This is a genomic window from Bacteroidales bacterium (assembly GCA_016707785.1).
In the GTDB taxonomy this organism is placed as follows: Bacteria; Bacteroidota; Bacteroidia; order Bacteroidales; family UBA4417; genus UBA4417.
Genome location: JADJGZ010000017.1, coordinates 30,073 through 54,936 on the forward strand (window position 1 = coordinate 30,073; position 24,864 = coordinate 54,936).

A 24,864-nucleotide genomic window follows, 5' to 3' on the forward strand; every position below is an offset into this window, starting at 1 on the left:
CACTAATCACTATCCACTAGTATCATTTCTTTGGCTCAAAATTAAGGGGATTTGCAAGTCCGGAATAAGAGACAAGTTCCACCCGGGCACTCCCAACAGCCAATTCTGTTTCAATAAGGACTGGAATCCGATTCTTATCATCCGTCACCCAGATGGTAACCGGAAAAGGGTCATCGAATACATATCCGGTAGCCACCATAGGTTTGATTTTCAGGCAGGAAAAAATACCCAGCTTGATTTTAACGGTTTCTTTCCCCAAATAGCGAATCTTTGATTGATATACAGAATCGTCGAGCATAAAAGGAATTGGAAATTCTTTTCCCGGCTTGGCACCTTCCAGGTTTAAACAACGGGCATAATAGAAAGCAGAGATGATATCCTGAATATTCTCAGGAATAAAAGTTACTTTTTGCGGACTAACTGCAATTTTATCCTTGTGACGAAAAGTGATATTATCGTTCTTAATATACTTGTTCTCCCTTGATCGCTTGCTGAAATACCAGGGCAAAATTGACTCCTCATCAAAGAAACTCTCAAAACGTTCTTCTACCTGGTAAAACATCTCAATCAGACCGGTTGTCTTACCATAGCCCACAGCATGGAAGGTGTTTCTTCCATTAATTAATTTATTCTCCTTTGTAATTTCCAGGGTCGCGGAGCCTGCTGTAAGATTTCCGGTAAGCGCCGAATGAAAAGCTACTCTGAAATTCAGTTTTTCTCCTCTTTTGAAATAATCATTCTCAACAGACCGGAATTTTTGTGCAGATACAGCACCGGACATGATTAAACAAGAAAAGAGAATGGAAATGGCATAAAATCTCATTCGGGAAAGTTCATCTATTATCATATGATTAAACAGCAAAGTTCAGGGTTTGTCGGCATAACGCTCAAATTATGTTCCAAAGTGTTGAAACCTGCCAAATATCAGAAAGGATTTAAGTACCAAGAACCAAAATCCAAGTCCCAAATCCCATCCGCCAGCTGGCGGACCAAGATCCATCCGCCAGCCGGCGGACAAAGTCTCAAATCCAAAGATCCTCAAACAAAAATCCGCAATCCCACATCAAACATCAGACATCAAACATCAAACATCAGACATCAGACATCAAACATCAGACATTCAACATCCGAAATTATCAGTGCTGGGTGCTGGGTGCTGAGTGCTGGGTAATGGGTAATGAATCAAATATCCCAAAATCCAAGTCCCATGATCCATGCGCCGGTTGGCGGACCAATATCCGCAATTAACATCCCACATTAGACTTCCAACATCCGCCATTCCTAATCCACAATCCACAATCCCACATCAGACATCAAACATCAAACATCAGACATCAAACATCAGCCATTCACCACCTTCAAGGCTCCACCAGGGCAAAAACGGGCCTGACTCATTAAAATCGTAAACTGCCTCTCGGAAACAGGAATGCTGTAAATACCAGGTTTTTCGATAATGGGAGGGATTCCCTTAAGACATTTACCGCCATGAAGACAGTTTTCTCCATCCCAGCGTATGGTGTGGGAAGAATATGTAAAATATTTTGTGCGATTCACCAGGAAGGAAGGTAAAAAAGTCAATACAGTTCGTCTGTCTCAGGCAAGTGATTGATCTTATTGAGACAGCTTCTTTTCGGAGCACAAAATTACTTTGATTCTTCCTTAAATTCCTAATGAAATTACTATTAATTCTGCGAGATCGTAGTTTTTTATTTCTTCGCTTTTATCCTTGTACTTTAATCCGTCAGTGAGCATGGTCATACAGAATGGGCAGGCTGTAGCAACGATTTCAGCACCGGTAGCTATCACTTGTTCAGTTCGTTCAGCATACACCTCCTTTTTGCCGGGTTCTGCCTCTTTAAACATTTGTGCTCCACCAGCTCCGCAACAAAGGGCAAAGCTCCTGTTTTTCTCTATTTCAATCTTTTTAGCCGGCAGGGAATTCAAAATATCTCTCGGAGCCTGGTATTCGCCATTCCCTCTTCCAAGATAACAAGGGTCGTGGTAAGTGATGGTCTGGCCGGCAAAAATATTCGGATTGATCGGTATCTTGCCCGAATCCATTAGTTCTTTCAGAAATTGGGAATGATGATAGACCTCATAATTCCCGCCCAGATCGGGATACTCATTCTTGAAAATATTATAACAGTGCGGACAGGTAGTGAGTATTTTCTTTACTTCATACATTTTTAAAATTTCAATTACTTGTAGTGCCTGCATCTGGAAAAGCATCTCATTTCCTGCACGCCTGGCCGGATCACCATTACATGTTTCTTCAGTGCCGAGTACGGCATAACTGGTATTTGTATAATGTAATAGCTTGGTAAAGGCGCGGGCTACTTTCTTGTATCTGTCGTCGAATGCTCCTGCACAACCTACCCAATACAAGTATTCCGGACGTTCGCCAGATGCAAAAACATCGGCCATAATGGGAACATTGATAATAGCCATAGAAACTGGTATTAATTAAAACTGATTTGTAGTTTGGAAAACAAGCTCCTGTCAGAGTCGCTAAAATAGGAATAATTCAGTAAAGCCTGGACTGCCTTAACGAATTAGACAGACGATAAATTAACAGATTCTTGTAGATTTTGTATGTACGTGCAAGAGGTCAATTCTGGCTGGATTTCGGAAATCTTTTACGCTGGAAAAATTCTTTCATAAGTGCTGCACATTCTTCTTCCATTATCCCTTTTACAACAATAGTCCGGGGATGAAGCACCGGACTTTTTAAAAGAGTATAACCCCTTTTTTCGTCACCGGCTCCATATACTACTTTGCCAATCTGAGCCCAGAATGATGCCCCTGCACACATTGGGCAAGGTTCAACAGTTACATACAATGTGCAATCCTGCAGATATTTTCCTCCTAAGAAATTAGAAGCAGCAGTGAATGCTTGCATTTCGGCATGAGCTGTAACATCATTCAATCGCTCCGTAAGGTTATGTGCCCTGGCGATGATTCGGTTATCACATACAATCACGGCACCAATCGGAACTTCGTCTTCATCAAAAGCTTGTCTGGCCTCCATCAGGGCCGCTTTCATAAAGTGTTCGTCTGAAAAAACGCTGAACATAACCATACTATATCCGGCAAAGATAATTTTTTCAAGCAAAAAGTATTTCTTTTAAAATACCGTTTTCCCAATTCAGTATAGTGAGAGTTTATGGCTCTATTATTCCATTTTCCTGCATCTTCATTCATTTGTGAATGACTCATATAAATAATTTACATATTTGCATAAATAAATAAGTAAGAACCATTTTAAATAAATACAAAAATTAGTAATATTGCACTTTCATTTACAAGAGGACTAATGATCAGAAAGTTACTCAATAGACCAAAGCATTTTATAGTATTTCTTGGGATATTCCTGATGTTTGTCTTTTCAGTGCAAGCCACTGAAAATGATTCAGTTGTTAGTCATGACCAACCTTCTGCCGAAGCTGCTGGTGAACATCATGCTGATGCTGAAGAATTCAATGCAGGGAAGATGATTATCGAGCATATTATTGATGCTCATGAGTGGCATATCCTTACCTGGAAAGGCCATCATGTTTCCATCCCTTTACCGGTCATTTTGCTGGATAATGGCAGTCTTGTCACCTTTTGTTCAAGCCGGCTGCATCACGGGGAATCTTATAATGGATATATTCTGGCTGAAGAAGGACCCAATAAAGGTCGTATAGTAAAGGTAAATGCTGACGGTCATATAGATGAACAAGCTACTGTTCCTATTGATTTCTCAATTACCAAAACAGTTCTTTCCCTTTTCATAGGAGCAGCACTTCTTCTGATTATCTTCCTTTCAGCAGCCAGGCGCTATAAAGCCAATCCCAACAGGGCACCTAAAGGCATTCAATCATTGGTTGAACCATTGATACTGTTTGTCAGGGATGATATTGCCATTCCCGCTATCGGCAAAAAGAAGTATATGAAATATATGCCTTACTTGCTGACCATTTTCTTCTTTATTTTCCTGAATAACCTCATGGGGTTAATCCCTTTCTTTCCAGGCGGCGTAAATCTAACCGGTAACCTTGCTATTACAATGGTATTAGCCATATTTACCTTCATTATCACCACCTTTAGCGGAAACAGGAGTTACTGGGTACACATCATCAACACCCCCGGGGTTCCCTGGTGGCTAAAGATTCCTGTTCCCCTTATGCCTGTTGTTGAAATCATCGGACTGATCACAAAGCCTTTTGTGTTGATGGTCCGTCTCTTTGCCAACATTACAGCAGGCCATATTATTCTTCTGGGCTTTATGAGCCTTATCTTTATCTTCGGGAGTATGTCGCCCTGGATTGGCGTTGCTGTTTCCCCGGTATCCATACTCTTTGGAGTATTTATGACCCTTTTGGAATTGCTGGTCGCCTTTATCCAGGCTTACGTATTTGCTTTACTATCAGCCATATATTTTGGAATGGCAGTGGAAGAGCATCATCATGAGCATGCATCCGGTCACGAACCTCAACATTAAAAAGTAATTTTTCTTCATTAACAACCATAAATTCAATCCTATGTCACTATTAGCCGTATTACTCCAGGCAGCAGCCAACCTGGCCCCAGTAGCAATCATGGGTGCCGGTATCGGAGCAGGAATCGCAGCTATAGGCGCAGGTATCGGAATTGGCCAGATTGGTAAGGGTGCGCTCGAATCAATCGCTCGTCAACCCGAAAGCGTCGGCGATATCCGTTCGAATATGATCGTTGCAGCAGCTCTAATCGAAGGGGTAGCCTTCTTCGCAATTGTAGTTTGTCTGCTTATCGTATTTCTTGCCTAACAAGCTTATTCAGTTCATAACATCCCCGCGACTGGCAGGGATGTTATGAATTGTTTATTTGACATTCTCATCAGAAAATAACGATGGGAGTATGGAAGGTTTTAGGGAACAAAAAAGTTAAAGAATTATGGAACTGGTAAAAGTAGATATTGGCTTATTATTCTGGATGACACTGACCTTTGGAACAGTGCTTTTTATCCTGGGTAAATTCGCATGGAAACCAATCATGAAAATGCTTCACGAAAGGGAAGAATCCATCGAGAAGGCTTTACATGCAGCTGAAGAAGCAAAAAAAGAAATGCTCAAACTTAAAGCTGGTAACGAACAATTATTACTTGAAGCAAAGGAAGAGCGGGATGCTTTGATGAGAGATGCAAGAAAAGTGAAGGAAGCTATTATCGATGAAGCCCGGTTAAAAGCAAATGAAGAAGCTAATAGAATCATTGAGAATGCCCGGGAAAGTATTCAGTTTGAAAAAATGGCCGCCATCAATGAGCTAAAAAATCAAATAGCCTCGATTTCTATTGAGATTGCCGAGAAACTGATCGGTCAGGAACTGGCAGATAAGGAAAAACAAAACCAATTGACTGAAAAACTTCTTAAAGAAGTTAAGATCAACTAAATTCTAAAAAGTCTGCATCCCAACTTGCCAAATACGATAGCATTCCAAAATGAATCAGTCCCAGATAACCCTACGTTACGCCAAAGCATTGTTTGATCTTGCCCAGGAACGAAAAATTCTTGAGAAGGTAAAGGCTGATATGGCCCTGATTGACCAGGTATGCCACGAGAATAAAGAACTCAGGGGCATGTTACATAACCCTGTTATTAGTGTCGATAAGAAACAAAAAGTATTACACCAGCTTTTTGAAAAACATATTGATAAACTCACTCTCCAATTTATAGATATCATATCAAGGAAAAGAAGAGAGAGCTATATTGATGGTATAGCATCTGCTTTTGTTAGTCTTTATAAGGAATTCAAAGGGATTAAAACCGCTTATGTTAAATCGGCTGTTTCCCTTACTGTCAGCGATAAAAAAGAAATGGTCGGAATGCTTAATAAAATGACAGGAAAGGAAATTGAACTCATAGAAGAAATCAAATCTGATTTGATTGGAGGGTTCGTACTCACGATGGATCAATACCAGATTGATCAAAGTTTGATGACTAAAATCAAACAACTTAAAAAAGATTTTGAAAAGAACCTCTATGTCAAAGGGTTCTAACTTTCAAATGAATATTCAAGCCTTTCATTCGATAATTTTCACCCAAAACATAACAATTACAGCATATGTCAGAGATTAAACCCGCAGAAGTTACCGCGATTCTAAGACAGGAATTAGCCGGATTTAAAACGGAAGCTGAGATCCAGGAAGTAGGTTCCGTTCTCCAGGTAGGTGATGGAATTGCCCGTGTTTATGGACTCACCAACGCTCAAAGTGGTGAATTGGTTGAGTTCACCAAAACCGGGGTAAAAGGAATTGTTCTTAACCTTGAAGAAGATAATGTAGGGATCGTACTCCTGGGAGAATCCAACAATATCAAGGAAGGAGATACCGTTCAAAGAACCCGTCGCATTGCTTCTGTTAAAGTGGGTGAAGGCCTGTTAGGTCGTGTTATCAATACCATCGGCGAACCTATCGATGGGAAGGGTGAAATTAAGGGCGATCTATACGAAATGCCCCTTGAACGTAAAGCCCCGGGTGTAATTTTCCGCCAACCTGTTACTGAGCCGTTACAGACTGGTATAAAAGCTATCGATGCCATGATTCCGATCGGAAGGGGTCAAAGAGAGCTGATCATCGGCGACCGCCAGACAGGTAAATCTGCCATTGCAATCGATACTATCATCAATCAGAAGGATAACTTCGAAAAAGGTAAGCCTGTTTATTGCATATATGTAGCTATTGGTCAAAAGGGATCAACGGTAGCCAATGTTGTAAAAACGCTTGAAGATAATGGGGCGATGGCTTATACCACTGTTATATGTGCTACCGCATCCGACCCTGCCGCTATGCAGTTTTATGCTCCTTTCACCGGTGCTGCTGTAGGAGAATTCTTCCGCGACTCAGGCCGTCCTGCTTTGGTTATTTATGATGACCTTTCGAAACAGGCTGTAGCATATCGCGAAGTTTCCCTGCTACTGCGTCGCCCCCCCGGACGTGAAGCCTATCCCGGTGATGTATTTTACCTGCATTCACGCTTACTTGAAAGAGCCGCAAAGGTGATCAAGAGTGATGAAATTGCAGCTAAAATGAATGACCTTCCTGATACTATTCGTCCATTGGTTAAAGGAGGTGGCTCACTCACAGCTCTGCCAATCATTGAAACCCAGGCTGGTGACGTTTCAGCCTACATCCCAACTAATGTGATCTCAATTACTGATGGACAGATCTTCCTCGAAACCGGTCTGTTTAATTCAGGAATCCGTCCAGCTATCAATGTTGGGATTTCGGTATCCAGAGTTGGGGGGAATGCCCAGATCAAGGCCATGAAAAAGGTGGCCGGTACTTTAAAACTTGCTCAGGCCGAATACCGCGAATTAGAAGCTTTTTCCAAATTCGGTTCCGACCTCGATTCAGCTACCAAGAATATTCTTGACAAAGGTGCCCGTAATGTGGAAATTCTGAAACAAGACCAATACTCCCCTGTACCTGTTGAAAAACAAGTTGCCATCATCGCATGTGGTACCCGTGGATTACTCCAGAGGGTGCCTGTTAAAAGTATCAGGGATTTTGAAGCCGAATTCCTTCATCACCTGGAAGTAAGCCATGCTGATATTCTCGATGATCTCCGCCAGGGTAAACTCGACGATCAGATCCTCGCACGCATCGACAACATTGCTAAAGAAGTATCTGCTAAATACATCAAATAGTCGCTTCGTTTCTGAAATCAGTATACGATCAATTGTAGAATATGCCAAGTTTAAAAGAAGTCCGCATCAGGATTGCTTCGGTAAAATCGACCCAGCAAATCACCAGTGCCATGAAAATGGTAGCTGCATCAAAACTGCGCCGTGCACAGAATGCTATCCTGAAAATGCGTCCCTATGCCGCAAAACTTAAGGAGATCCTTCAAAACCTCTCTGCAAGCATTGAAACCGGCAATGATAATCCTTTTGCACGACAAAGTAATCCCGAGAAAGTGCTGATGATTGTCTTAACTTCCAATCGCGGACTTTGCGGAGCCTTCAATTCAAACATTATCAAGACGACCCTCCAATGCATGAATGACAAATATTCTTCTGCTAACCAAAGCGGAAATATCCATTTTATGACCATTGGACGAAAAGGGACAGAATTCTTTTCGAAAAGAGGCTTTCATGTTATCTCTTCCCATGACTCTATTTATGACCAATTGACATGGGACAATGCATCTGCCATTGCAACAGGATTGATGAAATCATTCGCTGCACATGAATATGACAGAATAGAAATTGTATACAACCAGTTCAAAAATGCAGCAGTTCAAAAAATAACCGTTGAACAGTTTCTTCCGATTGAACCACCTAAAAAGGATCCTGCAGAGGTTGCATTAAATCAACAAAAAAGCCAGGTAGATTATATTTTTGAACCTTCCCAGGAGCAGATTGTTACTGAATTGATCCCTAAATCACTAAAAATTCAGTTCTATAAAGCATTGCTGGACTCATTTGCCTCAGAACACGGTGCCCGAATGACCGCCATGCACCAGGCCACTGATAATGCCCGTGAACTGTTGAAGGATTTAAACCTGGCCTATAACAAAGCCCGCCAGGCATCCATTACTAAGGAAATCCTCGAGATTGTTAGTGGCGCTGAAGCTCTGAAAGGATAGTTAAACACCTGCAAGGGTATTGACAGCTGAAACTAAGTTCTTTTGGTCACACTTTCTGCTTGTATCGACCAGATGTCTGTTCAACACTGCTAGTTCTTACATTAAAATGTCACTTCATCCGACATTATGCACCCGCCTGACCGAAATAACCCTTGCTAAATATAGATAAAGATCTCAGTCTGACAAGTCTGAATTCCAAGCCAAACACTTCCCTTCTGAGAAATCAAACACCCGACATCAAACATCAGACATCCAACATCCAACATCAGACATCCAACATCCAACATCAGACATCCAACATCAGACCTCAGACATCAGACATCCAACATTAAACATCAGTTCCCATGATCAAAAATAAAGTTGAAAAAGTCCTCGTAGGACAGATCAAGAATGAAGAGCACTCATCGAGACTCTACATGGCAATGGCATCCTGGTGCCAGGTGAAAGGTTTTCCGGGAGCATCACAATACCTCTTCAACCAATCGAATGAAGAACGGACACACATGCTGAAGTTTGTAAATTATGTGAACGAAAGAGGAGGACATTCTCTTTTCTCAGCTTTGGATAACCCAACAGCTGATTATAAGTCATTGGTCGACATTTTCGAAAAAGTGCTGAAACATGAAGAATTCATCACTGAACAAATCAATAAACTTTATGAAGTAGCACTTAACGAGAAAGACTATACAACCGGAAGTTTCCTTCAATGGTTCATTACCGAACAAATTGAAGAAGAGGCTACGGTTCATGGAATCCTCGATAAAATGAAACTTGCAGGAAATGAAGCGGGTGGTTTATTCCTTATTGACAAGGATCTTTCAGCCCTTGCTGCAACAAAAGCTGCTGCTGCTAAAGCCGGACAAGCTACCTAATCATTTGATCCGTTTGAAATTTTATTATTGAAGGCTGTCAGAACTGGCAGCCTTATTTTTTTACTATTGTTTGTTCCAATTCCCGATACCAATTTTCCCCATACTTTCTAATAAGGGCATCCTTCAGAAATATATATAAAGGGACATTATTCATCTTCCCATTTTTAAGGCTTCATGGCAAATATGCCATTCATGGTAATTGAGTGCATCAAAATCCTTATACCCACTCACCCTTATAGGATACAAGTGACAGGAAATGGGCTTGGCAAAGGAAATCTTCCCTTCCTGGAAAGCTTTCTCAATAGCACATCGGGCCGTTCCATTCTCAAAATAGACAAAAGCACATTCCTGGTCATTCACCAAAGGTGTAACAAAATGACCAAACATATCATAATCGAATACCCCGTTTTTATCAATAGCTTCAATTCCTTCTGTCACCATAAAAGGCTTAATTTCATCTATCGAATCTTCTATCCAGGCGATTTCTTCTTCCTCTAACGGAGCCCCGGCATCACCTTCCACGCAACAGGCACCATGGCATTTTTCGAGGTCACAGACAAACCTAATATCACGAAGGTCATCCGAAATCAGGGTGTTTTCAATTGAAATCATGCTGTAAAGATAGGTAATTGACCTTTTGTGGAACACATTACCAGATAATCCTTCCTTTAGAAAATCTTATGCCAAATGCATCTCTTATAATCAGATATTCAACGACTTCAGCAATAGAAATATATTCATTTGAAAAGTAATATTAATCTTTCAACTAACTTTATTGTAACAAAATCGGATCACTATCGACAAAATAATATAAATCACATTCGAATGGATGAGCGAGAGCGCCTGTTCAGGCAAATGATAAATGAAAACAAAGAAAAAATTTACCGGATATGCATCTATCATGCTTCCTGTCGGGAGGATTGCGAGGATATGTTCCAGCAAGTGCTGATCAACATATGGTCTTCCCTACCGAATTTCCGGGGAGATTCAAAAGTAAGTACATGGATTTACCGTATTGCACTTAACACTACTATCGACTTTAACAGGGCGGAATCGAGAAGGATGAAAAACCACCAACAGTTAATGCAGGAGTTCCGGTTGGTTTCCGGCCAGGATGACCGATGGGAAAAACTAAGAAAAGAAAAGATGCTGGATGAAATTCATTCTCAGATCATCCAGTTGTCAGTTATCGACAAACTCATTATGTCCTTATTCATGGAAGAACTCAGTTCCAGGGAAATCGCGGGAGTGGTGGGCATCAGTGAGGGAAATGTCAGGATCAAGATCCACCGTATCAGGGAAAGTCTCAAATCAATACTCGGAGGGCAAAATCATGAATGAAATCAATCAAAACTCCGGTTCCACCGGCAGTAACCTGGAGGGATTGCTGGAAAAGCTTCGCAACATGGAATCAGAAAGCCTCCGGGAATTGCGACGGTGGAAAATCATCATCAGTATCCTTGGAATAATCATCATTCTGTCAGTTATCCTGGATCCAAACCTTGTGATGATCATTGAAGGAATCTGCCTCTCCGGCCTGTTTATTCTCTACACCTACACCATCAGACGGATTCGTTTGAAGCCCTTCGATCTTTCGGTAAAGGAACTCTTACAGTATAAACTAAAAGAATCAAGGTTCATCCAGCCTTTGACCATCCTTGCTGCTTTGTTCGCTGCACCACTCATTTATATTGGAATCAGCATTCTCATCACACGATACCTTAATCTCAACATCCAGGGATGTACTATGTTCTGCCTGACCAATATAATATTTGCCGTATTCTTTGTCCTTGTATTATTGCTGGCTTACTTTGTTTGGTACAGGAAAAACAAGCCGGTAATCCTTTCAATTAAACAATGTCTCGAGGAACTTTCCGGAGTGTGATCAGCCGTTTTTGCTGATTTTTTTTAGAATTTCCTCCTTCAGAAGGTGAATATGATCCTTTGACACTTCAATAATACCATCCTCCCTGAATTTTGTCATCACCCTGGTCAGGTTTTCTCTTGAAACTCCAACCAGATCAGCTATCTCCTGCCTGGTTAATTGTAAGGGAAACCGTTCATTCTCATAAATCTTTTCTGCGAGGTAAAGCAAAATGTCAGCAAACCTTCCATCCGTCTTTTTATGACTATTGGATATAAAACGATAGTAATTATAAAGGTTTTCTTTACCCACTTCCGAAAGTATCTGGAAAGCAAAATTCCCGTTTTCCTTTACCAATTGCTTAAAGGTATTGATGTCGATGTAGCAGATTTTCAGGTCTTCCAGGGCTGCGTAAGAATAGTGGTTGATCTTATCCCCAAAAAGCGAATGAATGCCTAAATAGGTGTGCGGCTTCAAAATCTGGATGATACGTGACTTTTTACTGGAACTAACAACAAACTCCTTAACATATCCTGTTTTCAAGTATATAATATTGGAAATCAACACATCTGATCGAATAATTATCTCCCCTTTCTTGATTTCTGATTCTATACTATGATTACTGAGTAGCTCAAATTGTGCCTTGTTCAATAAGGATACCGCACACGACATATCAATACAGTCACAACAGCTGCTCTTATTGAGTTCATCAAAGGTTTTTAGCATATACTTCAGAGATTTCGGCACAAATCTATGTATAAGATGTGATAAATATCACATTCATGTGGTATCAAATATCACATAGCTGGAATATTTCCTGTATTGCAGGGTGATACATTTGCACGGTATCCAACAATGAACGGACAGTTGCTGCTTTCCGAATTACAAAAGATGTTTCACTACTAAAAATTTTTTGATTTGGATTACTCAACATGCCCTTCAAAAAAAAATTGCCAGGTTTTTACTATCCAGGGATTTGTTCCTTTGGAAAAAAAAGTCTTCTATGCCGGAAATTTTTGTGATGCAGGAGAGCCATCATGGAAACAATGCAAAAGGTTCAATACTAAATTGGAGTTGAACCTATGTCCGGATTTTGTCCTTCCTGACTCAGAGTTTACAATAGATGAAATACTGGACCGGCTTGAGAATGAATAACTAATCAAATACGATATGCCTACATTAGAATTACAAGGTAGAAGCTTTGAAGTAGATGGAGATGGATTTCTCTCTACCCCTGAATTATGGAATGAAGAAGTGGCTCGTTTATTCGCTGAATATGATGGGCTTGCCGATCTGACCGATAAGCACTGGGTTGTCATCAAGTTCATCAGGAGAAATTTTGAGGAAAAGGGAAACGCCCCAATGATTCGCAGCATCTGCCAGGAAACAGGGGTTAAACTCCGGGAAATCTATGAGCTATTCCCTCTCGGTCCTGCCAGAGGCGCCTGCCGGGTTGCCGGTTTACCCAAACCTGACGGTTGTGTATAATATGAGCTGGTATATCTTTCTTACCCTGCTTTCACTAACCCTCTGTTTAGGCTCCTGCCTCTTTCACATCGGCAAATTGGTTTCTATGGGCAAACCAGCTGATCATTCTGATCCGATTGGAAATGAAAAGGAGGGTATCCTTTATTCATTTACCGGAGGAATGAGCCCATCAAAAAAGGAATCGGCATTTTTGCATCTTCCTACCTATATAGCAGGATTACTATACCACATTGGAACATTTCTTTCCTTTGGATTACTCCTACTGATTCTTGCCGGTATTTCATTACCCGCAATTGTCAAACTGATTTTGGGTGGCTTTTTAATCCTGACTGCCAGCTGTGGTCTGGGGATTTTTGTTAAGCGATTCATTAAACCTCATCTGCGACAGCTTTCAAATCCGGATGATTACATTTCAAACCTTCTGGTTACTGCTTTCCAGGTAGTCACGGCTATACAGCTTCATATTCCCATTATCGCTTACTTCATGATCAGCAGTGCGTTGTTACTGTACTTGCCACTGGGGAAACTCAAACACATGGTGTACTTTTTCGCCGCCCGCTATCAACTGGGCTTCTTTTATGGACGGCGTGGTGTATGGCCACCTAAAAACTGAACTACATTATGGCCATCTTATCAGAGAAAAATATAACAAAGGGTCTTTCCATCCTTCAGAACTACACAGACAACAAACTACTTACTCATCTGAATAGCTGTGTACATTGCGGACTGTGCGCCGAGAGTTGTATGTACTATCTCACTTACAAGGAGGCTCGATTCGTCCCTGCCCAAAAAGTGGATTTTATCATGTCTGTTTACAAAAGGTACTTCACCTTCCTGGGAAAACATGTTCCTTTTCTCTCAAAAGCCAGAGATTTGAATGATGAGTCATCCTCTGAAATGGTGGATTTGTTCTTCGGTGCCTGTACACTATGCGGAAGATGCACAATGCATTGTTCCATTGGAGTGGATATAGCCTTTCTGGTAAGAACCGGAAGAGTGATGCTGGCTGAAATGGGCATGATCCCGGCATCAATACAAAGTACTGTTGACGCTTCAATCCAGACAGGCAATAATATGGGTATTACAAAGGAGGAATTTGTGGATACCATTCAATGGCTTGAAGATGACCTTAAAGATGAGCTTGAAGACCCGGAAGCTCGAATTCCTCTGAATGAAAAAGGCAAGAAAATCCTCTATACCTTAAATCCCAGGGAGCCAAAATTCTTTCCGCTGTCCATCTCAGCAATGGCGAAAATATTCCATTTTGCCAAGGAAAGCTGGACACTCTCAACTGAGATGTATGATGTAACCAATTATGGATTTTTTACCGGAAATATTGGTGAAGCAACCACTATTACCAAGCGCTTGCATGAAGAGGTTAAAAACCTTGAAGCTAAAGAACTCATACTGGCAGAATGCGGACATGGTTCAAGGGCTTTCCGGTGGGAAGGGCCTAATTATCTGAACCAATCCTTCGAATATACTGCCAGAACTTCTGTGGAACTGATTGCAGATTACCTGAAAGAAGGAAGAATCAGAGTTGACAAGAACCGGCTGAAACAAAGAGTCACACTTCATGATCCCTGTAACCTGGTTCGCAATGGTGGTATCATTAACGAACAACGATACATACTTCATCAGATTGCCAATGATTTTGTAGAAATGACACCTTATGGGGTGGATAATTTCTGTTGCGGCGGCGGTGGTGGCCAATTGGCTATGAGTGAGTACAACGAAAGACGAATGGGTATAGGGGGCCGGAAAGCAGATCAGATAAAAGATACTAAAGCCAATATTGTGGTCACTCCATGCCACAACTGTGTAGACCAGCTCATCCAGATCAACGCTCATTATAAACTGAATGTACAAATCAAGACCCTGGCTGAGGTTGTTGCTGATGCTTTGATTTAAGCGCGGGTAAACATCAGATTGTAACCAAAACAAGACTATTCTTCAAATAAACCCATTACAAATTCCAGCAAAGCACTTATGGAAAACCTCATTTATCTCGACAATTCAGCTACCTCCTTTCCAAAGCCAGACCCAGTTTATGATTTCATGTTCAATTTCTATCGGACAAAAGGTGTGAGCCCGGGAAGAACCGGTTTTGATGCAGCCATTGAAACCGAAGAAATGGTCACAGATACCCGTAAAATGCTAACCAGTCTTTTTAACGGGGATGGAGATTTCAACAGGCTGACATTCAGTTACAATGCCAGCGATTCACTGAATATGATTATGCAGGGACTTGCAGTGGAGGGTGATCATGTGATTACTACAATGCTTGAGCATAATTCAGTGTTAAGGCCGCTTTATCATTTAACCCAGGCCGGAATCATCGATACAACCTATGTAGCCTTCGATCCGGTAAGCGGGTATGTGGATCCACAGGAGATAAAAAAAGCCCTTCGAAAGAATACCAAATTCGTGATAGTTAACCATTGTTCAAATGTAATAGGCACGGTTCAGCCTGTGGAAGAAATTGGCAGGATCTGTAAGGAAGCCGGGGTATATTTCATTGTTGATGGGAGTCAAAGTGCAGGAGCTGTCAATGTGGATATGCAGAAAATGGGAATTGATGCTTTCATTTTTACCGGCCATAAGTGCCTCATGGGCCCTACCGGAATAGGAGGCTCCTATGTGATGAAAGATGTACCTGTTCGGTATACCCGATTTGGAGGAACCGGTGTGCGTTCGGCTCAGCTTACCCATCTTGAAGAGTTTCCATACCGCTTGGAATGCGGCACCCTTAATTTACTGGGAGTTGCTGGTCTCAATGCAGGGGTAAAATGGATAACTGAACAAGGCATTGATGCTATCCATGAAAGGGAAATGGATCTGTGGGATAAACTTCGTAAAAGTGTTCAAAGCCTGGATAATGTTACAACTTATTGTGCCCTCGACAGGGCAAATAAGAACCCTGTCCTGAGTCTGAATATTAAAGGCTTTGAATCGGGGGATGTGGGCACCATGCTGGATGTGGATTATAATATCGCCTGCCGGACTGGTTTACAATGTGCGCCAAAGGTTCATGAGATGCTGGGTACTGATAAGATACATGGCACTGCACGCCTAAGCATTGGACCTTTCAATACAGAAGATCATATCGACAAAGCCATACTTGCCATCACTGAAATTGCAGGCCTGAGATAGATTAAACTGAAAATGTCAATTGTAATCAGGTATTGACAATTTATACTCCGGCACGCTGAACTCCGATACCCAGCACATGGCACGTCGGTACATCGGTACGCACTCCGGCACTCCGGCACTTTGGCACTCCGGCACATGGGCACATGGAGCCAAGGGCTCCCCTTCGGGGCACTCAGCACCCAGCACTCAGCACTTACATTGGCTATTTCAAAGGATTTCCTTACCTTTGCCCTATGGCACAGAACGAAGAAGTTTTCAAAAAAATAATTTCCCATGCCAAGGAGTATGGGTTTGTATTCCAGTCGAGTGAAATTTACGACGGATTAAGCGCTGTTTACGATTATGGTCAGAATGGTGCAGAACTTAAGAATAACATCAAACAATACTGGTGGAAAGCCATGGTGCAGCACCATGAAAACATTGTAGGCATCGACTCTGCAATTTTCATGCACCCTACCATCTGGAAAGCATCCGGTCATGTGGACGCTTTTAATGATCCCTTGATTGACAACAAGGATTCAAAGAAGAGGTATCGGGCTGATGTGCTTGTTGAAGATCACCTCGCTAAATGGCAGGATAAAATTGATAAAGAAGTTGAAAAAGCCGAAAAACGTTTTGGCGAAACTTTTAATAAAGAACAATTCCTTTCCACAAATCCCAGGGTTCTCGAATACCAGGCTAAAATTGAAGCTGCCAGCAAGCGCTTTTATGGTGCAATGGAGCAAAACGATCTGGCTGATGTTAAGAAACTTATTGAGGAACTGGAGATTGTTTGCCCGGTAAGCGGTTCCAGGAACTGGACAGAAGTCAGGCAGTTTAACCTGATGTTCAGCACACAAATGGGATCGGTAAGCGAAGAAGCAAACACTTTGTACCTCCGCCCTGAAACCGCCCAGGGAATTTTTGTGAATTACCTCAATGTCCAGAAAACCGGGCGCATGAAGATTCCTTTTGGAATTGCACAGATCGGAAAAGCTTTCAGGAATGAGATTGTTGCCCGCCAGTTCATTTTCCGTATGCGTGAATTTGAGCAGATGGAAATGCAATTCTTTGTCAGGCCTGGTACTGAGCTTGAATGGTTTGAAAAATGGAAAGAAACCCGTTTGAAATGGCATCTTTCACTTGGGATTCCTGCAACAAAATATCGTTTCCATAAACATGAGAAGTTGGCTCATTATGCCAATGCTGCTGTTGATATTGAATTTGATTTCCCGATTGGGTTCAAGGAACTCGAAGGTATCCATTCCCGTACTGATTTTGACCTTTCTTCTCATCAGAAATACTCAGGAAAAAAGATCACTTATTTCGATCCTGAACTTAATGAAACATATGTTCCTTATGTGATTGAAACATCAATCGGTCTTGACCGCACCTTCCTTGCTATGCTCAGTCATGCCTATACTGAAGAAAAGCTGGAAGATGGTTCCGAAAGGGTGGTTTTAAAACTACCTGCAGTGCTGGCACCAATAAAATGTGGCATTCTTCCTTTAACATCCAAAGATGGCCTTCCTGAAAAAGCAAGGGAAATCATGGATACACTGAAGTTTGATTATATGTGTCAGTATGAGGAGAAGGATTCCATCGGTAAGCGCTATCGCAGGCATGATGCTATCGGAACTCCTTATTGCATTACTATTGACCATCAAACACTTGAGGACAATACAGTAACTATTCGCGACAGGGATAGTATGCAGCAGGAGCGAATCGGAATCGATAAAATAGATAGCATCATCCGGGCAAAACTCAGGTCCTGAACTCTTTAAATTTTTCCAGCATACTAGGTATTTCTATACCCGGATCAGAAATACCTTTGCAACCATCGCATCAGGAAAACTTCCTGGAGTATGTATTTCCCATCTTCCTGAAATATCAGGTTCTTATTCAGCAGGGCTTCCAGTGAACGTTGCACGCTACTGGCAGCTCCCAGATTATGCTCAGCCAGAAAAGCTGAAGATGAGGGTTGATCTGCATATACCTCTTTTGATAAGGCTATCAGCACATTGAACTGGTGCTTGGTTAGCAAATCTCTATATACCAGGTATAATGGTGTTCTTTCTTCCATTATCTGAAGGAGAATTGCATTTACTTCCGGTACATCAATCTTTTTTGCCTGTGTTGCATACAGGCGGTTACAAACTTCCTGAACATAATAAGTAATCCCTGTAGTCCAATCATAAAGATAATTCAGTGCAGTATGGGAGATAATCCTGTTAACAGATTTAAAATGACCTGAGATAAAACTGAAGTAGATCTCCTTATTAAGGCGTTCAAGAAACAGAAAGCCTGAACTTTGGTAAAAAGGTCGGGCATAATCATTAAAAAGATTAGTCAACATATGCCTGTTGCTTCCTGAATAAATCATGGAAATATTCTTGCTCCCTTGAATATGTGAACGCAATATTGCTTCCACATTAGATTCGGGATACTGAGTAATTTGCTGAAACTCATCAATTGCAATCACCACTTGTCTTTCTTGTTCTGAAAGGTAATTAAACAGGGAAACTAAACTGTGACGTGTTTCTGTTTCTGTTTGTAAATCCAGCTCTATACCCGGTTTCCCGGAGAACTCATCAAGGGTAAGTTTTGGACGGAATTGCCCCAGTACTTTCACTAATTTCTGTACGACCTTTTCAGGTTTTGACTCAAAGTACCCGATCAATGAATTACAAAGCTGATTGGTAAAATCCTTTAAATTTTGGGTAGGGTAAATATCAAAATAATGAACTGATACATCATTTTTTGTATTTAATGTATGAAATAGGTGTTTGATAAGGGCAGTTTTTCCAATTTTTCGTTGAGATATTAACGTGGTATGTCGTTGATTTTTGATGGCTAAAAGGAGCTGATCCATTTCGCTGATTCGATCACAAAAGTATTCTGGACCTATATAATCTCTTGTAGGAAAAGGATTTAGTTTCATTCTTGTCTCTTTAATGGATCCCACAAAGGTAATAATAAATTATTTAATTTACGCAAAATGCGTTACGCAAATTGCGTAACGCATTTTGCGTAATCAACTAGAATAGTTTAACCCATGAAAAGGACATTCTTTTCTTCAGTTAACCATTACCAGCACCGGAATCATTTTGAGGATTAATATTAGAAGCTACTGCTATATGTATAATCTTCCTTAAATTTGTCTAACACAATTAAAGGAATGAGTACACTTTTCATTTCCACCCTCTTCCATAATAACGGCAAAGGTCTCTACTGCTGTTGGATGAATTGATTTCCCTCCCCGGAACTGGATTGTTTTCCCCGGATATCATAATCAATGGGCTCTGATTATTTATCAGATGCTCTTTCAAACAATTGAATCCTGAATATTCAATCATTGAATCATGTTCGAAAAACTTAAAAGGCATAATGAGGATCCTGAGCGACCGGCAGGTGTTGAAGGAAATTTCTACCCTGAAAAAGGAAATTTGCCGGGAATGAATACGCGGATTCAAAAGCTCAGGGAGGAGAGTGTTAACACTGCAACCTCTTTATCTATTGAAAGAGCTTTAATTGAAACGGCCTTCTACAAAGAAAACCAGGGGAAATACTCCATACCTGTAATGAGAGCACTTAACTTCCTTGAACTTTGTAAGAAAAAGAGCATCTATATCGGTTCTCATGATCTCATTGTTGGTGAAAGAGGAGAAAAACCAAAGGCTGTCTCTACCTTTCCGGAACTTACCTGTCATTCGGTTGAAGACCTGGAAGTCCTCCGTAGCAGGGAACAGCAGAACTATTTTATCAGCGACCCTGATATTCAACGCTATGCACATGAGGTGATCCCTTTCTGGCAAGGACGCACCCAAAGGGAAAGGATATTCAGTCATGTTCCTGAAGAATGGAAGGTGGCTTATGAATCAGGTGTTTTCACTGAGTTCATGGAACAACGGGCCCCTGGTCACACCTGTCTCGATGACAAAATTTACCATAAGGGAATGCTGGATTTTAAAAGAGAAATTGAACTTGAAATTTCAAGGCTCGATTTTTTCAATGATCCGGAAGCCACTGACAAGGCTGAACAACTAAAGGCAATGGCTATATCCTGCGATGCCATCATCTTACTTGCTGGTCGTCATGCTGAAAAGGCAGCTGAATTATTAGTTACTGAAACTGATCCATCCAGGAGAAATGATCTGGAAAGCATCATCCGGGTTTGTCGCCGGGTGCCTGCTCATGCCCCGGAAACCTTTCATGAAGCTATTCAGATGTATTGGTTTGTACATCTTGGCACCATCATGGAATTGAATGGTTGGGACGCTATGAATCCCGGTCATTTCGATCAGCACCTTAGTCCATTCTATGAAAGAGATATAGCAGAAGGAAAGCTCTCCCGAGATAAAGCCAAAGAACTATTATCCTGTTTCTGGATAAAGGTAAACAACCAGCCTGCTCCTCCCAAAGTGGGCATTACTGCAAGGGAAAGTGGCACTTATAATGATTTTACCAACATTAATATTGGAGGTGTAAAGGCTGATGGCAGTAATGGGGTAAATGAAGTCTCTTACCTGATGCTTGAAGTAATCGAAGAACTTCATATCCTTCAACCTGGTAATTCTGTTCATATTGCCTCAGTTACCCCGAATCGATTTCTGCATGCTGCCGCCAGGGTAATCAGGCAAGGACACGGATATCCTTCCGTTTTTAATCCCGATATCTATATCCAGGAGATGCTCCGATCTGGTAAAAGTCTGAAAGATGCAAGAGAAGGAGGGTGTAGCGGATGTATTGAAGTAGGTGCTTTTGGCAAGGAAGCCTATATTCTGACCGGGTATTTTAATGTGCCCAAAGTACTGGAAATCACACTGAACAATGGCTTCGACCCGGTTTCAGGCAAGCAGGCAGGACCAAAAACAGGAGATCCTGCATTATTTACAAATTTTGAATCCTTTTACGCGGCCTTTCAACAGCAGCTTAAGTATTTCATTGATTTAAAAATCAGGGTGAACAACTACATCGACCGGATGTATGCCCTTTATACACCCGCAACTTTTTTGTCAGTTGTGATTGATGATTGCATTAAGAAAGGGAGGGATTATTACAATGGAGGTCCCCGGTATAACACTACTTATATTCAATGTACTGGCCTGGGCACCGTTACCGATAGTCTTTCTGTACTGAAAAAACATGTTTTTGAAGAGGGTTCCGTTAAAATGGATCATTTACTCTATGCTTTACAATCCAATTTCGACGGAGAGGAACCTCTCCGGCAAAATATATTGAACCACACTCCCTTCTACGGGAATGATGATGCATATGCGGATCAACTGGCACTTCGTGTATTTGACGACCTGTTCGACCTGATTGATAACCGCCCCAATGGAAAAGCTGGCGGGAAATATCACCTGAATATGTTGTCTACTACTTGTCATATTTACTTTGGAAAGGTTCTGGGAGCTACACCCAATGGCAGACTGGCAGGTAAATCGATTTCTGACGGAACATCTCCTTCACATGGCTGCGACACAAACGGACCGACTGCTGTAATTAAATCACTCACAAAGCTCGATCATGTAAAAACCGGGGGAACCCTGCTTAACCTCCGCTTTCTTCCAGGTTTATTGAAAAGGGATGAAGATATAGCTAAACTTGGGAGCCTGATCCGAAGCTATTTTGCATTGGGCGGCCATCATATTCAATTCAACATAGTAGACACTGCAACCCTGCTGGCAGCGAGGGAACATCCTGAAGAATACCGCGATCTGCTGGTCCGTATGGCAGGCTATAGTGACTATTTTAATGATATGAATGATGACCTCAAGCAAGAAGTGATCGAACGCACTGAAAACGAATCCTTTTAATACTATCTATGGCGGAACCGGGACTTATATTCGACATTAAACGCTACTCTATCAACGATGGCCCCGGAATCCGTGTAACCGTTTTTTTGAAAGGCTGCCCTTTATCCTGCACATGGTGCCACAACCCGGAAAGCCAGTCTTCAAAAGTTCAGAAATTATATACAGCTTCAAAATGTATTGGCTGTAAGAAATGTATTGAAGCCTGTCCTGAAAATGCATTGCACTTGACGTCGAAATCAGGTATTATAACCAATTTTGAACTTTGCACGCTATGTGGCAGTTGTGCAGATGTTTGTCCCTCCATGGCAACAGAAATGAGTGGCAAGAAAATAAGTGTTGACCATATTATGAATGCCATCAGGAAAGAAACCTTATTGATGGATACTTCGGGAGGCGGCGTCACCTTTTCCGGAGGGGAGCCCCTGCAACATCCAGATTTACTGCTTTCATTACTCAAAGCTTGCGGCCTGGAAGGAATTCACAGGGCTGTTGACACTTCCGGCTATGCTAAATGGGAAATACTCGAAGAAGTCTCTGTCCATACAGAACTGTTCCTTTATGATGTTAAGCACATGAATCCGGAAATTCACAAACAATTTACCGGTGTTTCGAATGAGTTAATTCTTGAGAACCTCCGTTTACTTTCCGGAAAGGGAAGTAAAATTGCTATCAGAATCCCTTTGATTGAGGGGTTCAATACCGACGAATTTAACATCTCCAGGACCGCCTCTTTCATAGCTGCTTTACCCAAAAATGCCAATACTGTTCACCTCCTCCCCTACCACTCCATTGCTTCAAAAAAGTATGAGAAGCTGGGCGGTCTGTATGATCCGGGTAGTCTGGGAGAGCCATCAGCAGTTACAATAACAGGCTGCATAGAAATATTCAGGCAACATGGTTTAACAGCTGCCATTGGGGGATGATTATTCCATCATCACCTTCTCCGACCTTCACAAAAATCAAAAATGTCATTTGATCAGAATATATTTTTATCCGGGGAACTATCCGGAGCTATATCAACCTATATTTATTCTATAAAACCAATCCGGGAATCAGGATGAAAACTTTTTTTCTGCTATCGCTATTCATTTTGGGGATAAGTTTTTCCCATGCACAAAAGTCTAAAATCCTTTACACTGAAAACCGGCTTCCTCTTCAACCCGTAAAATATCTTCAGCTACCCCTGGGAGCCATAAAGCCACAGGGACATTTGTTGAAAATGCTTGAACTCCAGAGAGATGGCCTGAGCGGACACCTGGATAGCATTTACAGCGTCGTATGTGGTCCTCAGAATGGCTGGTTAGGAGGTAAAGGCGATTGCTGGGAAAGAGGTCCTTACTGGATAGATGGACTGGTTCCCCTGGCCTACATTTTAAATGATGATGCCCTGAAGAAGAAAGTGAAGGACTGGATGGAGTGGTCAATAGCAAACCAGAGGCCTGATGGATATTTCGGACCTTATGCACTTCCTGAAGGTTTTGAAAAAATCAAAGGCACTCAACAAACAAACAGCGAAGACTGGTGGCCAAAAATGGTCATGCTGAAAGCTATGCAACAATACTATTCAGCAACTGCTGATGAAAGGATTCCCCGGCTATTGACTGCCTATTTCAGGTATCAGTTAAAAATGCTCCCGAAATATCCTTTGGATCACTGGACTTTCTGGGGTGCACAAAGAGGGGGCGACAATCTGCAGGTAGTACTTTGGCTCTATAACCTGACCGGAGAAAAATTCCTCCTTGAATTGGCAGAACTCATCCATCAACAGACCTTTCACTGGACAGATGTATTTACCGACAACACCCTCAGGAATGTAAATCCTTATCCCGACTTACATTGTGTTAATATCGCACAAGGCTTAAAGGAACCGGTGATTTATTCGCAACTGAATCCTGACAGGAAATACATCTATGCTGTAAAGTCGGGGCTTGATGCCCTCAGGGATGTGCATGGTTTTGTAAATGGGATGTATGGCGCGGATGAAATGTTGCATGGGAATGACCCCATTCAGGGATCAGAGCTTTGTTCGGCGATAGAATTGATGTATTCACTGGAAAGCGTTTTACCAATCTCCGGTGATCTTTATTATGCCGACTATCTGGAAAAAATTGCCTACAATGTTTTACCCACCCAGGTAGATGATCATTTCACCCGCAAACAGTACTTTCAGCAAGTTAACCAGGTCTTGATCACTGATGATTGGCGCCATTTCGATTGTGATTATAATGGCAGAATTGTTTTCGGAACCACAAGTGGATATCCTTGCTGCCTTGCAAATATGCACCAGGGGTGGCCAAAGTTTGTAGGTAACCTGTGGTATGCAACTTCTGACAAGGGTTTGGCGGCATTGGTCTATGGCCCTTCAAGCGTAAAGGCCATAGTAGGTGATGGAACATCTGTGGAAATAACCGAAAATACAACCTACCCTTTTTCAGAACATCTGACATTCAACATAAAGCTAACCAAGCCTACGGATTTTCCGCTATATCTTAGAATCCCCCTCTGGTGTAAAAATCCCCTGGTGAAAGTAAATGGGATTAGCTGGGGAACATTTCATGAGGGAGAAACCGTTAAGATTCATCGAATATGGTCAGAAAACGATAAAGTAGACTTACAATTCCCTATGGATATCCGATTGTCGAATTGGTATGAACGATCCCTGGGAATAGAGAGAGGCCCATTGGTATATGCTTTGAAAGTAGAGGAATTATGGAAAGAGGTGAAAGCTGATAACAGGGATGACACATTTTTTGAGGTATTGCCATTGTCGGCCTGGAATTACGGAATTACTGCAAAAGCTGTGAAAGAACTAGATTTTAAAGTTCAGCAGGATAGTTTGAAAAATGACATGCCCTGGAACCTTGCAAATGCCCCAATTCACATCAAAACTAAAGGCAAAAAAATCCCACATTGGACCTTATATGAAAATTCCACCGGGAAACTGCCTTATCCAGCCTGGCCACATCGTGAACTTGATACCCCTGAAGAGGAAATTGTTCTAATACCATATGGATGCTCAACGCTAAGGATTGCTGAGTTTCCAATCGTTGATCTGCATTAATGGAGCCCAAAACAATTTGATT

24 protein-coding genes and 1 pseudogene are annotated in these 24,864 nt (G+C 41.6%); 18 read left to right on the plus strand and 7 right to left on the minus strand.

Annotated features, from left to right (window positions below; all coding sequences use genetic code 11):
• Positions 1–22 precede the first annotated feature (22 nt).
• The 4 genes from IPH84_11115 to IPH84_11130 all read right to left on the minus strand — a co-directional run bounded on the left by IPH84_11115 (position 23) and on the right by IPH84_11130 (position 3,073).
• Positions 23–847, minus strand: a complete 825-nt coding sequence (locus tag IPH84_11115; protein MBK7173759.1) for a DUF3108 domain-containing protein — start codon at positions 845–847, stop codon at positions 23–25.
• Between the two features lie 494 nt (positions 848–1,341).
• The gene (locus tag IPH84_11120) at positions 1,342–1,578 is read right to left on the minus strand and encodes a (4Fe-4S)-binding protein (protein ID MBK7173760.1); all 237 of its coding nucleotides are present in this window, start codon (positions 1,576–1,578) and stop codon (positions 1,342–1,344) included.
• Between the two features lie 81 nt (positions 1,579–1,659).
• Entirely contained in the window at positions 1,660–2,448 is a 789-nt protein-coding gene (locus IPH84_11125; protein ID MBK7173761.1) for a (Fe-S)-binding protein, read from the minus strand.
• A gap of 160 nt (positions 2,449–2,608) precedes the next feature.
• Entirely contained in the window at positions 2,609–3,073 is a 465-nt protein-coding gene (locus tag IPH84_11130) for a nucleoside deaminase (protein MBK7173762.1), read from the minus strand.
• A gap of 300 nt (positions 3,074–3,373) precedes the next feature.
• Between IPH84_11130 and atpB the strand changes: the two genes are divergently transcribed.
• The 7 genes from atpB (at position 3,374) to IPH84_11165 (ending at position 9,478) form a co-directional block, all read left to right on the plus strand.
• Positions 3,374–4,483, plus strand: coding sequence for a F0F1 ATP synthase subunit A (gene atpB, locus IPH84_11135; GenBank protein MBK7173763.1), 1,110 nt, complete (start codon positions 3,374–3,376; stop codon positions 4,481–4,483).
• A gap of 40 nt (positions 4,484–4,523) precedes the next feature.
• On the plus strand, positions 4,524–4,787 hold the full coding sequence (atpE, locus tag IPH84_11140; GenBank protein MBK7173764.1) for an ATP synthase F0 subunit C: 264 nt from the start codon (positions 4,524–4,526) through the stop codon (positions 4,785–4,787).
• 127 nt (positions 4,788–4,914) lie between these two features.
• Positions 4,915–5,409, plus strand: a complete 495-nt coding sequence (atpF, locus tag IPH84_11145; protein ID MBK7173765.1) for a F0F1 ATP synthase subunit B — start codon at positions 4,915–4,917, stop codon at positions 5,407–5,409.
• Between the two features lie 49 nt (positions 5,410–5,458).
• Positions 5,459–6,016 carry an ATP synthase F1 subunit delta gene (atpH, locus tag IPH84_11150; GenBank protein ID MBK7173766.1) on the plus strand — a complete coding sequence of 186 codons (558 nt, stop codon included), beginning with the start codon at positions 5,459–5,461 and terminating at the stop codon, positions 6,014–6,016.
• 65 nt (positions 6,017–6,081) lie between these two features.
• Positions 6,082–7,665: a F0F1 ATP synthase subunit alpha gene (locus IPH84_11155; GenBank protein ID MBK7173767.1), complete on the plus strand. Its 1,584-nt coding sequence runs from the start codon at positions 6,082–6,084 to the stop codon at positions 7,663–7,665.
• A gap of 41 nt (positions 7,666–7,706) precedes the next feature.
• Positions 7,707–8,606 (plus strand): ATP synthase F1 subunit gamma, encoded by a 900-nt coding sequence (atpG, locus tag IPH84_11160; protein MBK7173768.1) that lies wholly within the window; start codon positions 7,707–7,709, stop codon positions 8,604–8,606.
• A 344-nt stretch (positions 8,607–8,950) separates the two neighbouring features.
• Complete coding sequence (locus IPH84_11165) at positions 8,951–9,478, plus strand: ferritin (GenBank protein ID MBK7173769.1); 528 nt, start codon at positions 8,951–8,953, stop codon at positions 9,476–9,478.
• 52 nt (positions 9,479–9,530) lie between these two features.
• Here IPH84_11165 and IPH84_11170 read toward each other — a convergent pair.
• A pseudogene (locus tag IPH84_11170) lies at positions 9,531–10,090 on the minus strand (DUF3109 family protein).
• Between the two features lie 213 nt (positions 10,091–10,303).
• On the opposite strand from IPH84_11170, the gene IPH84_11175 reads away from it, so the two are divergent.
• On the plus strand, positions 10,304–10,819 hold the full coding sequence (locus IPH84_11175) for an RNA polymerase sigma factor (protein ID MBK7173770.1): 516 nt from the start codon (positions 10,304–10,306) through the stop codon (positions 10,817–10,819).
• The gene (locus tag IPH84_11180; GenBank protein MBK7173771.1) at positions 10,812–11,363 is read left to right on the plus strand and encodes a hypothetical protein; all 552 of its coding nucleotides are present in this window, start codon (positions 10,812–10,814) and stop codon (positions 11,361–11,363) included. Before IPH84_11175 ends, IPH84_11180 begins: the two co-directional genes overlap by 8 nt.
• On the opposite strand, the gene IPH84_11185 is transcribed toward IPH84_11180, so the two are convergent.
• Positions 11,364–12,068 (minus strand): Crp/Fnr family transcriptional regulator, encoded by a 705-nt coding sequence (locus IPH84_11185; GenBank protein MBK7173772.1) that lies wholly within the window; start codon positions 12,066–12,068, stop codon positions 11,364–11,366. It lies immediately after the preceding gene.
• A 258-nt stretch (positions 12,069–12,326) separates the two neighbouring features.
• Here IPH84_11185 and IPH84_11190 point away from each other — a divergent pair, with 258 nt between their 5' ends.
• The 6 genes from IPH84_11190 (at position 12,327) to IPH84_11215 (ending at position 17,737) form a co-directional block, all read left to right on the plus strand.
• A complete protein-coding gene (locus IPH84_11190) occupies positions 12,327–12,497 on the plus strand; it encodes a hypothetical protein (GenBank protein ID MBK7173773.1) in 171 nt (56 codons plus the stop codon).
• 15 nt (positions 12,498–12,512) lie between these two features.
• Positions 12,513–12,830, plus strand: coding sequence for a TusE/DsrC/DsvC family sulfur relay protein (locus IPH84_11195; protein ID MBK7173774.1), 318 nt, complete (start codon positions 12,513–12,515; stop codon positions 12,828–12,830).
• Positions 12,754–13,443: a hypothetical protein gene (locus IPH84_11200; protein MBK7173775.1), complete on the plus strand. Its 690-nt coding sequence runs from the start codon at positions 12,754–12,756 to the stop codon at positions 13,441–13,443. The genes IPH84_11195 and IPH84_11200 overlap by 77 nt, the downstream gene beginning before the upstream one ends.
• An 8-nt stretch (positions 13,444–13,451) precedes the next feature.
• A complete protein-coding gene (locus tag IPH84_11205; GenBank protein ID MBK7173776.1) occupies positions 13,452–14,741 on the plus strand; it encodes a (Fe-S)-binding protein in 1,290 nt (429 codons plus the stop codon).
• A gap of 78 nt (positions 14,742–14,819) precedes the next feature.
• A complete protein-coding gene (locus tag IPH84_11210; protein MBK7173777.1) occupies positions 14,820–15,983 on the plus strand; it encodes an aminotransferase class V-fold PLP-dependent enzyme in 1,164 nt (387 codons plus the stop codon).
• Between the two features lie 233 nt (positions 15,984–16,216).
• Positions 16,217–17,737: a glycine--tRNA ligase gene (locus IPH84_11215; protein MBK7173778.1), complete on the plus strand. Its 1,521-nt coding sequence runs from the start codon at positions 16,217–16,219 to the stop codon at positions 17,735–17,737.
• 44 nt (positions 17,738–17,781) lie between these two features.
• Here the strand turns inward: IPH84_11215 and IPH84_11220 are convergent, their stop codons facing one another.
• Positions 17,782–18,834 carry an ATP-binding protein gene (locus IPH84_11220; protein ID MBK7173779.1) on the minus strand — a complete coding sequence of 351 codons (1,053 nt, stop codon included), beginning with the start codon at positions 18,832–18,834 and terminating at the stop codon, positions 17,782–17,784.
• Positions 18,835–19,324: 490 nt separating this feature from the next.
• On the opposite strand from IPH84_11220, the gene IPH84_11225 reads away from it, so the two are divergent.
• From IPH84_11225 to IPH84_11235, 3 genes are all read left to right on the plus strand, one after another.
• Positions 19,325–21,781, plus strand: a complete 2,457-nt coding sequence (locus IPH84_11225) for a glycyl radical protein (protein ID MBK7173780.1) — start codon at positions 19,325–19,327, stop codon at positions 21,779–21,781.
• 8 nt (positions 21,782–21,789) lie between these two features.
• Positions 21,790–22,704, plus strand: a complete 915-nt coding sequence (locus tag IPH84_11230; protein ID MBK7173781.1) for a glycyl-radical enzyme activating protein — start codon at positions 21,790–21,792, stop codon at positions 22,702–22,704.
• 134 nt (positions 22,705–22,838) lie between these two features.
• A complete protein-coding gene (locus IPH84_11235; GenBank protein ID MBK7173782.1) occupies positions 22,839–24,842 on the plus strand; it encodes a glycoside hydrolase family 127 protein in 2,004 nt (667 codons plus the stop codon).
• Positions 24,843–24,864: the final 22 nt, after the last annotated feature.

Coding starts and splice junctions, on each gene's coding strand:
- IPH84_11115 (MBK7173759.1), bottom strand. CDS start 847: ATGATAATAGATGAACTTTCCCGAATGAGATTTTATGCCATTTCCATT.
- IPH84_11235 (MBK7173782.1), top strand. CDS start 22,839: ATGAAAACTTTTTTTCTGCTATCGCTATTCATTTTGGGGATAAGTTTT.
- IPH84_11215 (MBK7173778.1), top strand. CDS start 16,217: ATGGCACAGAACGAAGAAGTTTTCAAAAAAATAATTTCCCATGCCAAG.
- IPH84_11205 (MBK7173776.1), top strand. CDS start 13,452: ATGGCCATCTTATCAGAGAAAAATATAACAAAGGGTCTTTCCATCCTT.
- atpF (MBK7173765.1), top strand. CDS start 4,915: ATGGAACTGGTAAAAGTAGATATTGGCTTATTATTCTGGATGACACTG.
- IPH84_11185 (MBK7173772.1), bottom strand. CDS start 12,068: ATGCTAAAAACCTTTGATGAACTCAATAAGAGCAGCTGTTGTGACTGT.
- IPH84_11175 (MBK7173770.1), top strand. CDS start 10,304: ATGGATGAGCGAGAGCGCCTGTTCAGGCAAATGATAAATGAAAACAAA.
- IPH84_11200 (MBK7173775.1), top strand. CDS start 12,754: ATGAGCTATTCCCTCTCGGTCCTGCCAGAGGCGCCTGCCGGGTTGCCG.
- IPH84_11210 (MBK7173777.1), top strand. CDS start 14,820: ATGGAAAACCTCATTTATCTCGACAATTCAGCTACCTCCTTTCCAAAG.
- IPH84_11130 (MBK7173762.1), bottom strand. CDS start 3,073: ATGTTCAGCGTTTTTTCAGACGAACACTTTATGAAAGCGGCCCTGATG.
- IPH84_11230 (MBK7173781.1), top strand. CDS start 21,790: ATGGCGGAACCGGGACTTATATTCGACATTAAACGCTACTCTATCAAC.
- IPH84_11155 (MBK7173767.1), top strand. CDS start 6,082: ATGTCAGAGATTAAACCCGCAGAAGTTACCGCGATTCTAAGACAGGAA.
- IPH84_11165 (MBK7173769.1), top strand. CDS start 8,951: ATGATCAAAAATAAAGTTGAAAAAGTCCTCGTAGGACAGATCAAGAAT.
- IPH84_11125 (MBK7173761.1), bottom strand. CDS start 2,448: ATGGCTATTATCAATGTTCCCATTATGGCCGATGTTTTTGCATCTGGC.
- atpH (MBK7173766.1), top strand. CDS start 5,459: ATGAATCAGTCCCAGATAACCCTACGTTACGCCAAAGCATTGTTTGAT.
- IPH84_11195 (MBK7173774.1), top strand. CDS start 12,513: ATGCCTACATTAGAATTACAAGGTAGAAGCTTTGAAGTAGATGGAGAT.
- IPH84_11220 (MBK7173779.1), bottom strand. CDS start 18,834: ATGGATCAGCTCCTTTTAGCCATCAAAAATCAACGACATACCACGTTA.
- IPH84_11225 (MBK7173780.1), top strand. CDS start 19,325: ATGTTCGAAAAACTTAAAAGGCATAATGAGGATCCTGAGCGACCGGCA.
- atpB (MBK7173763.1), top strand. CDS start 3,374: ATGTTTGTCTTTTCAGTGCAAGCCACTGAAAATGATTCAGTTGTTAGT.
- atpG (MBK7173768.1), top strand. CDS start 7,707: ATGCCAAGTTTAAAAGAAGTCCGCATCAGGATTGCTTCGGTAAAATCG.
- atpE (MBK7173764.1), top strand. CDS start 4,524: ATGTCACTATTAGCCGTATTACTCCAGGCAGCAGCCAACCTGGCCCCA.
- IPH84_11180 (MBK7173771.1), top strand. CDS start 10,812: ATGAATGAAATCAATCAAAACTCCGGTTCCACCGGCAGTAACCTGGAG.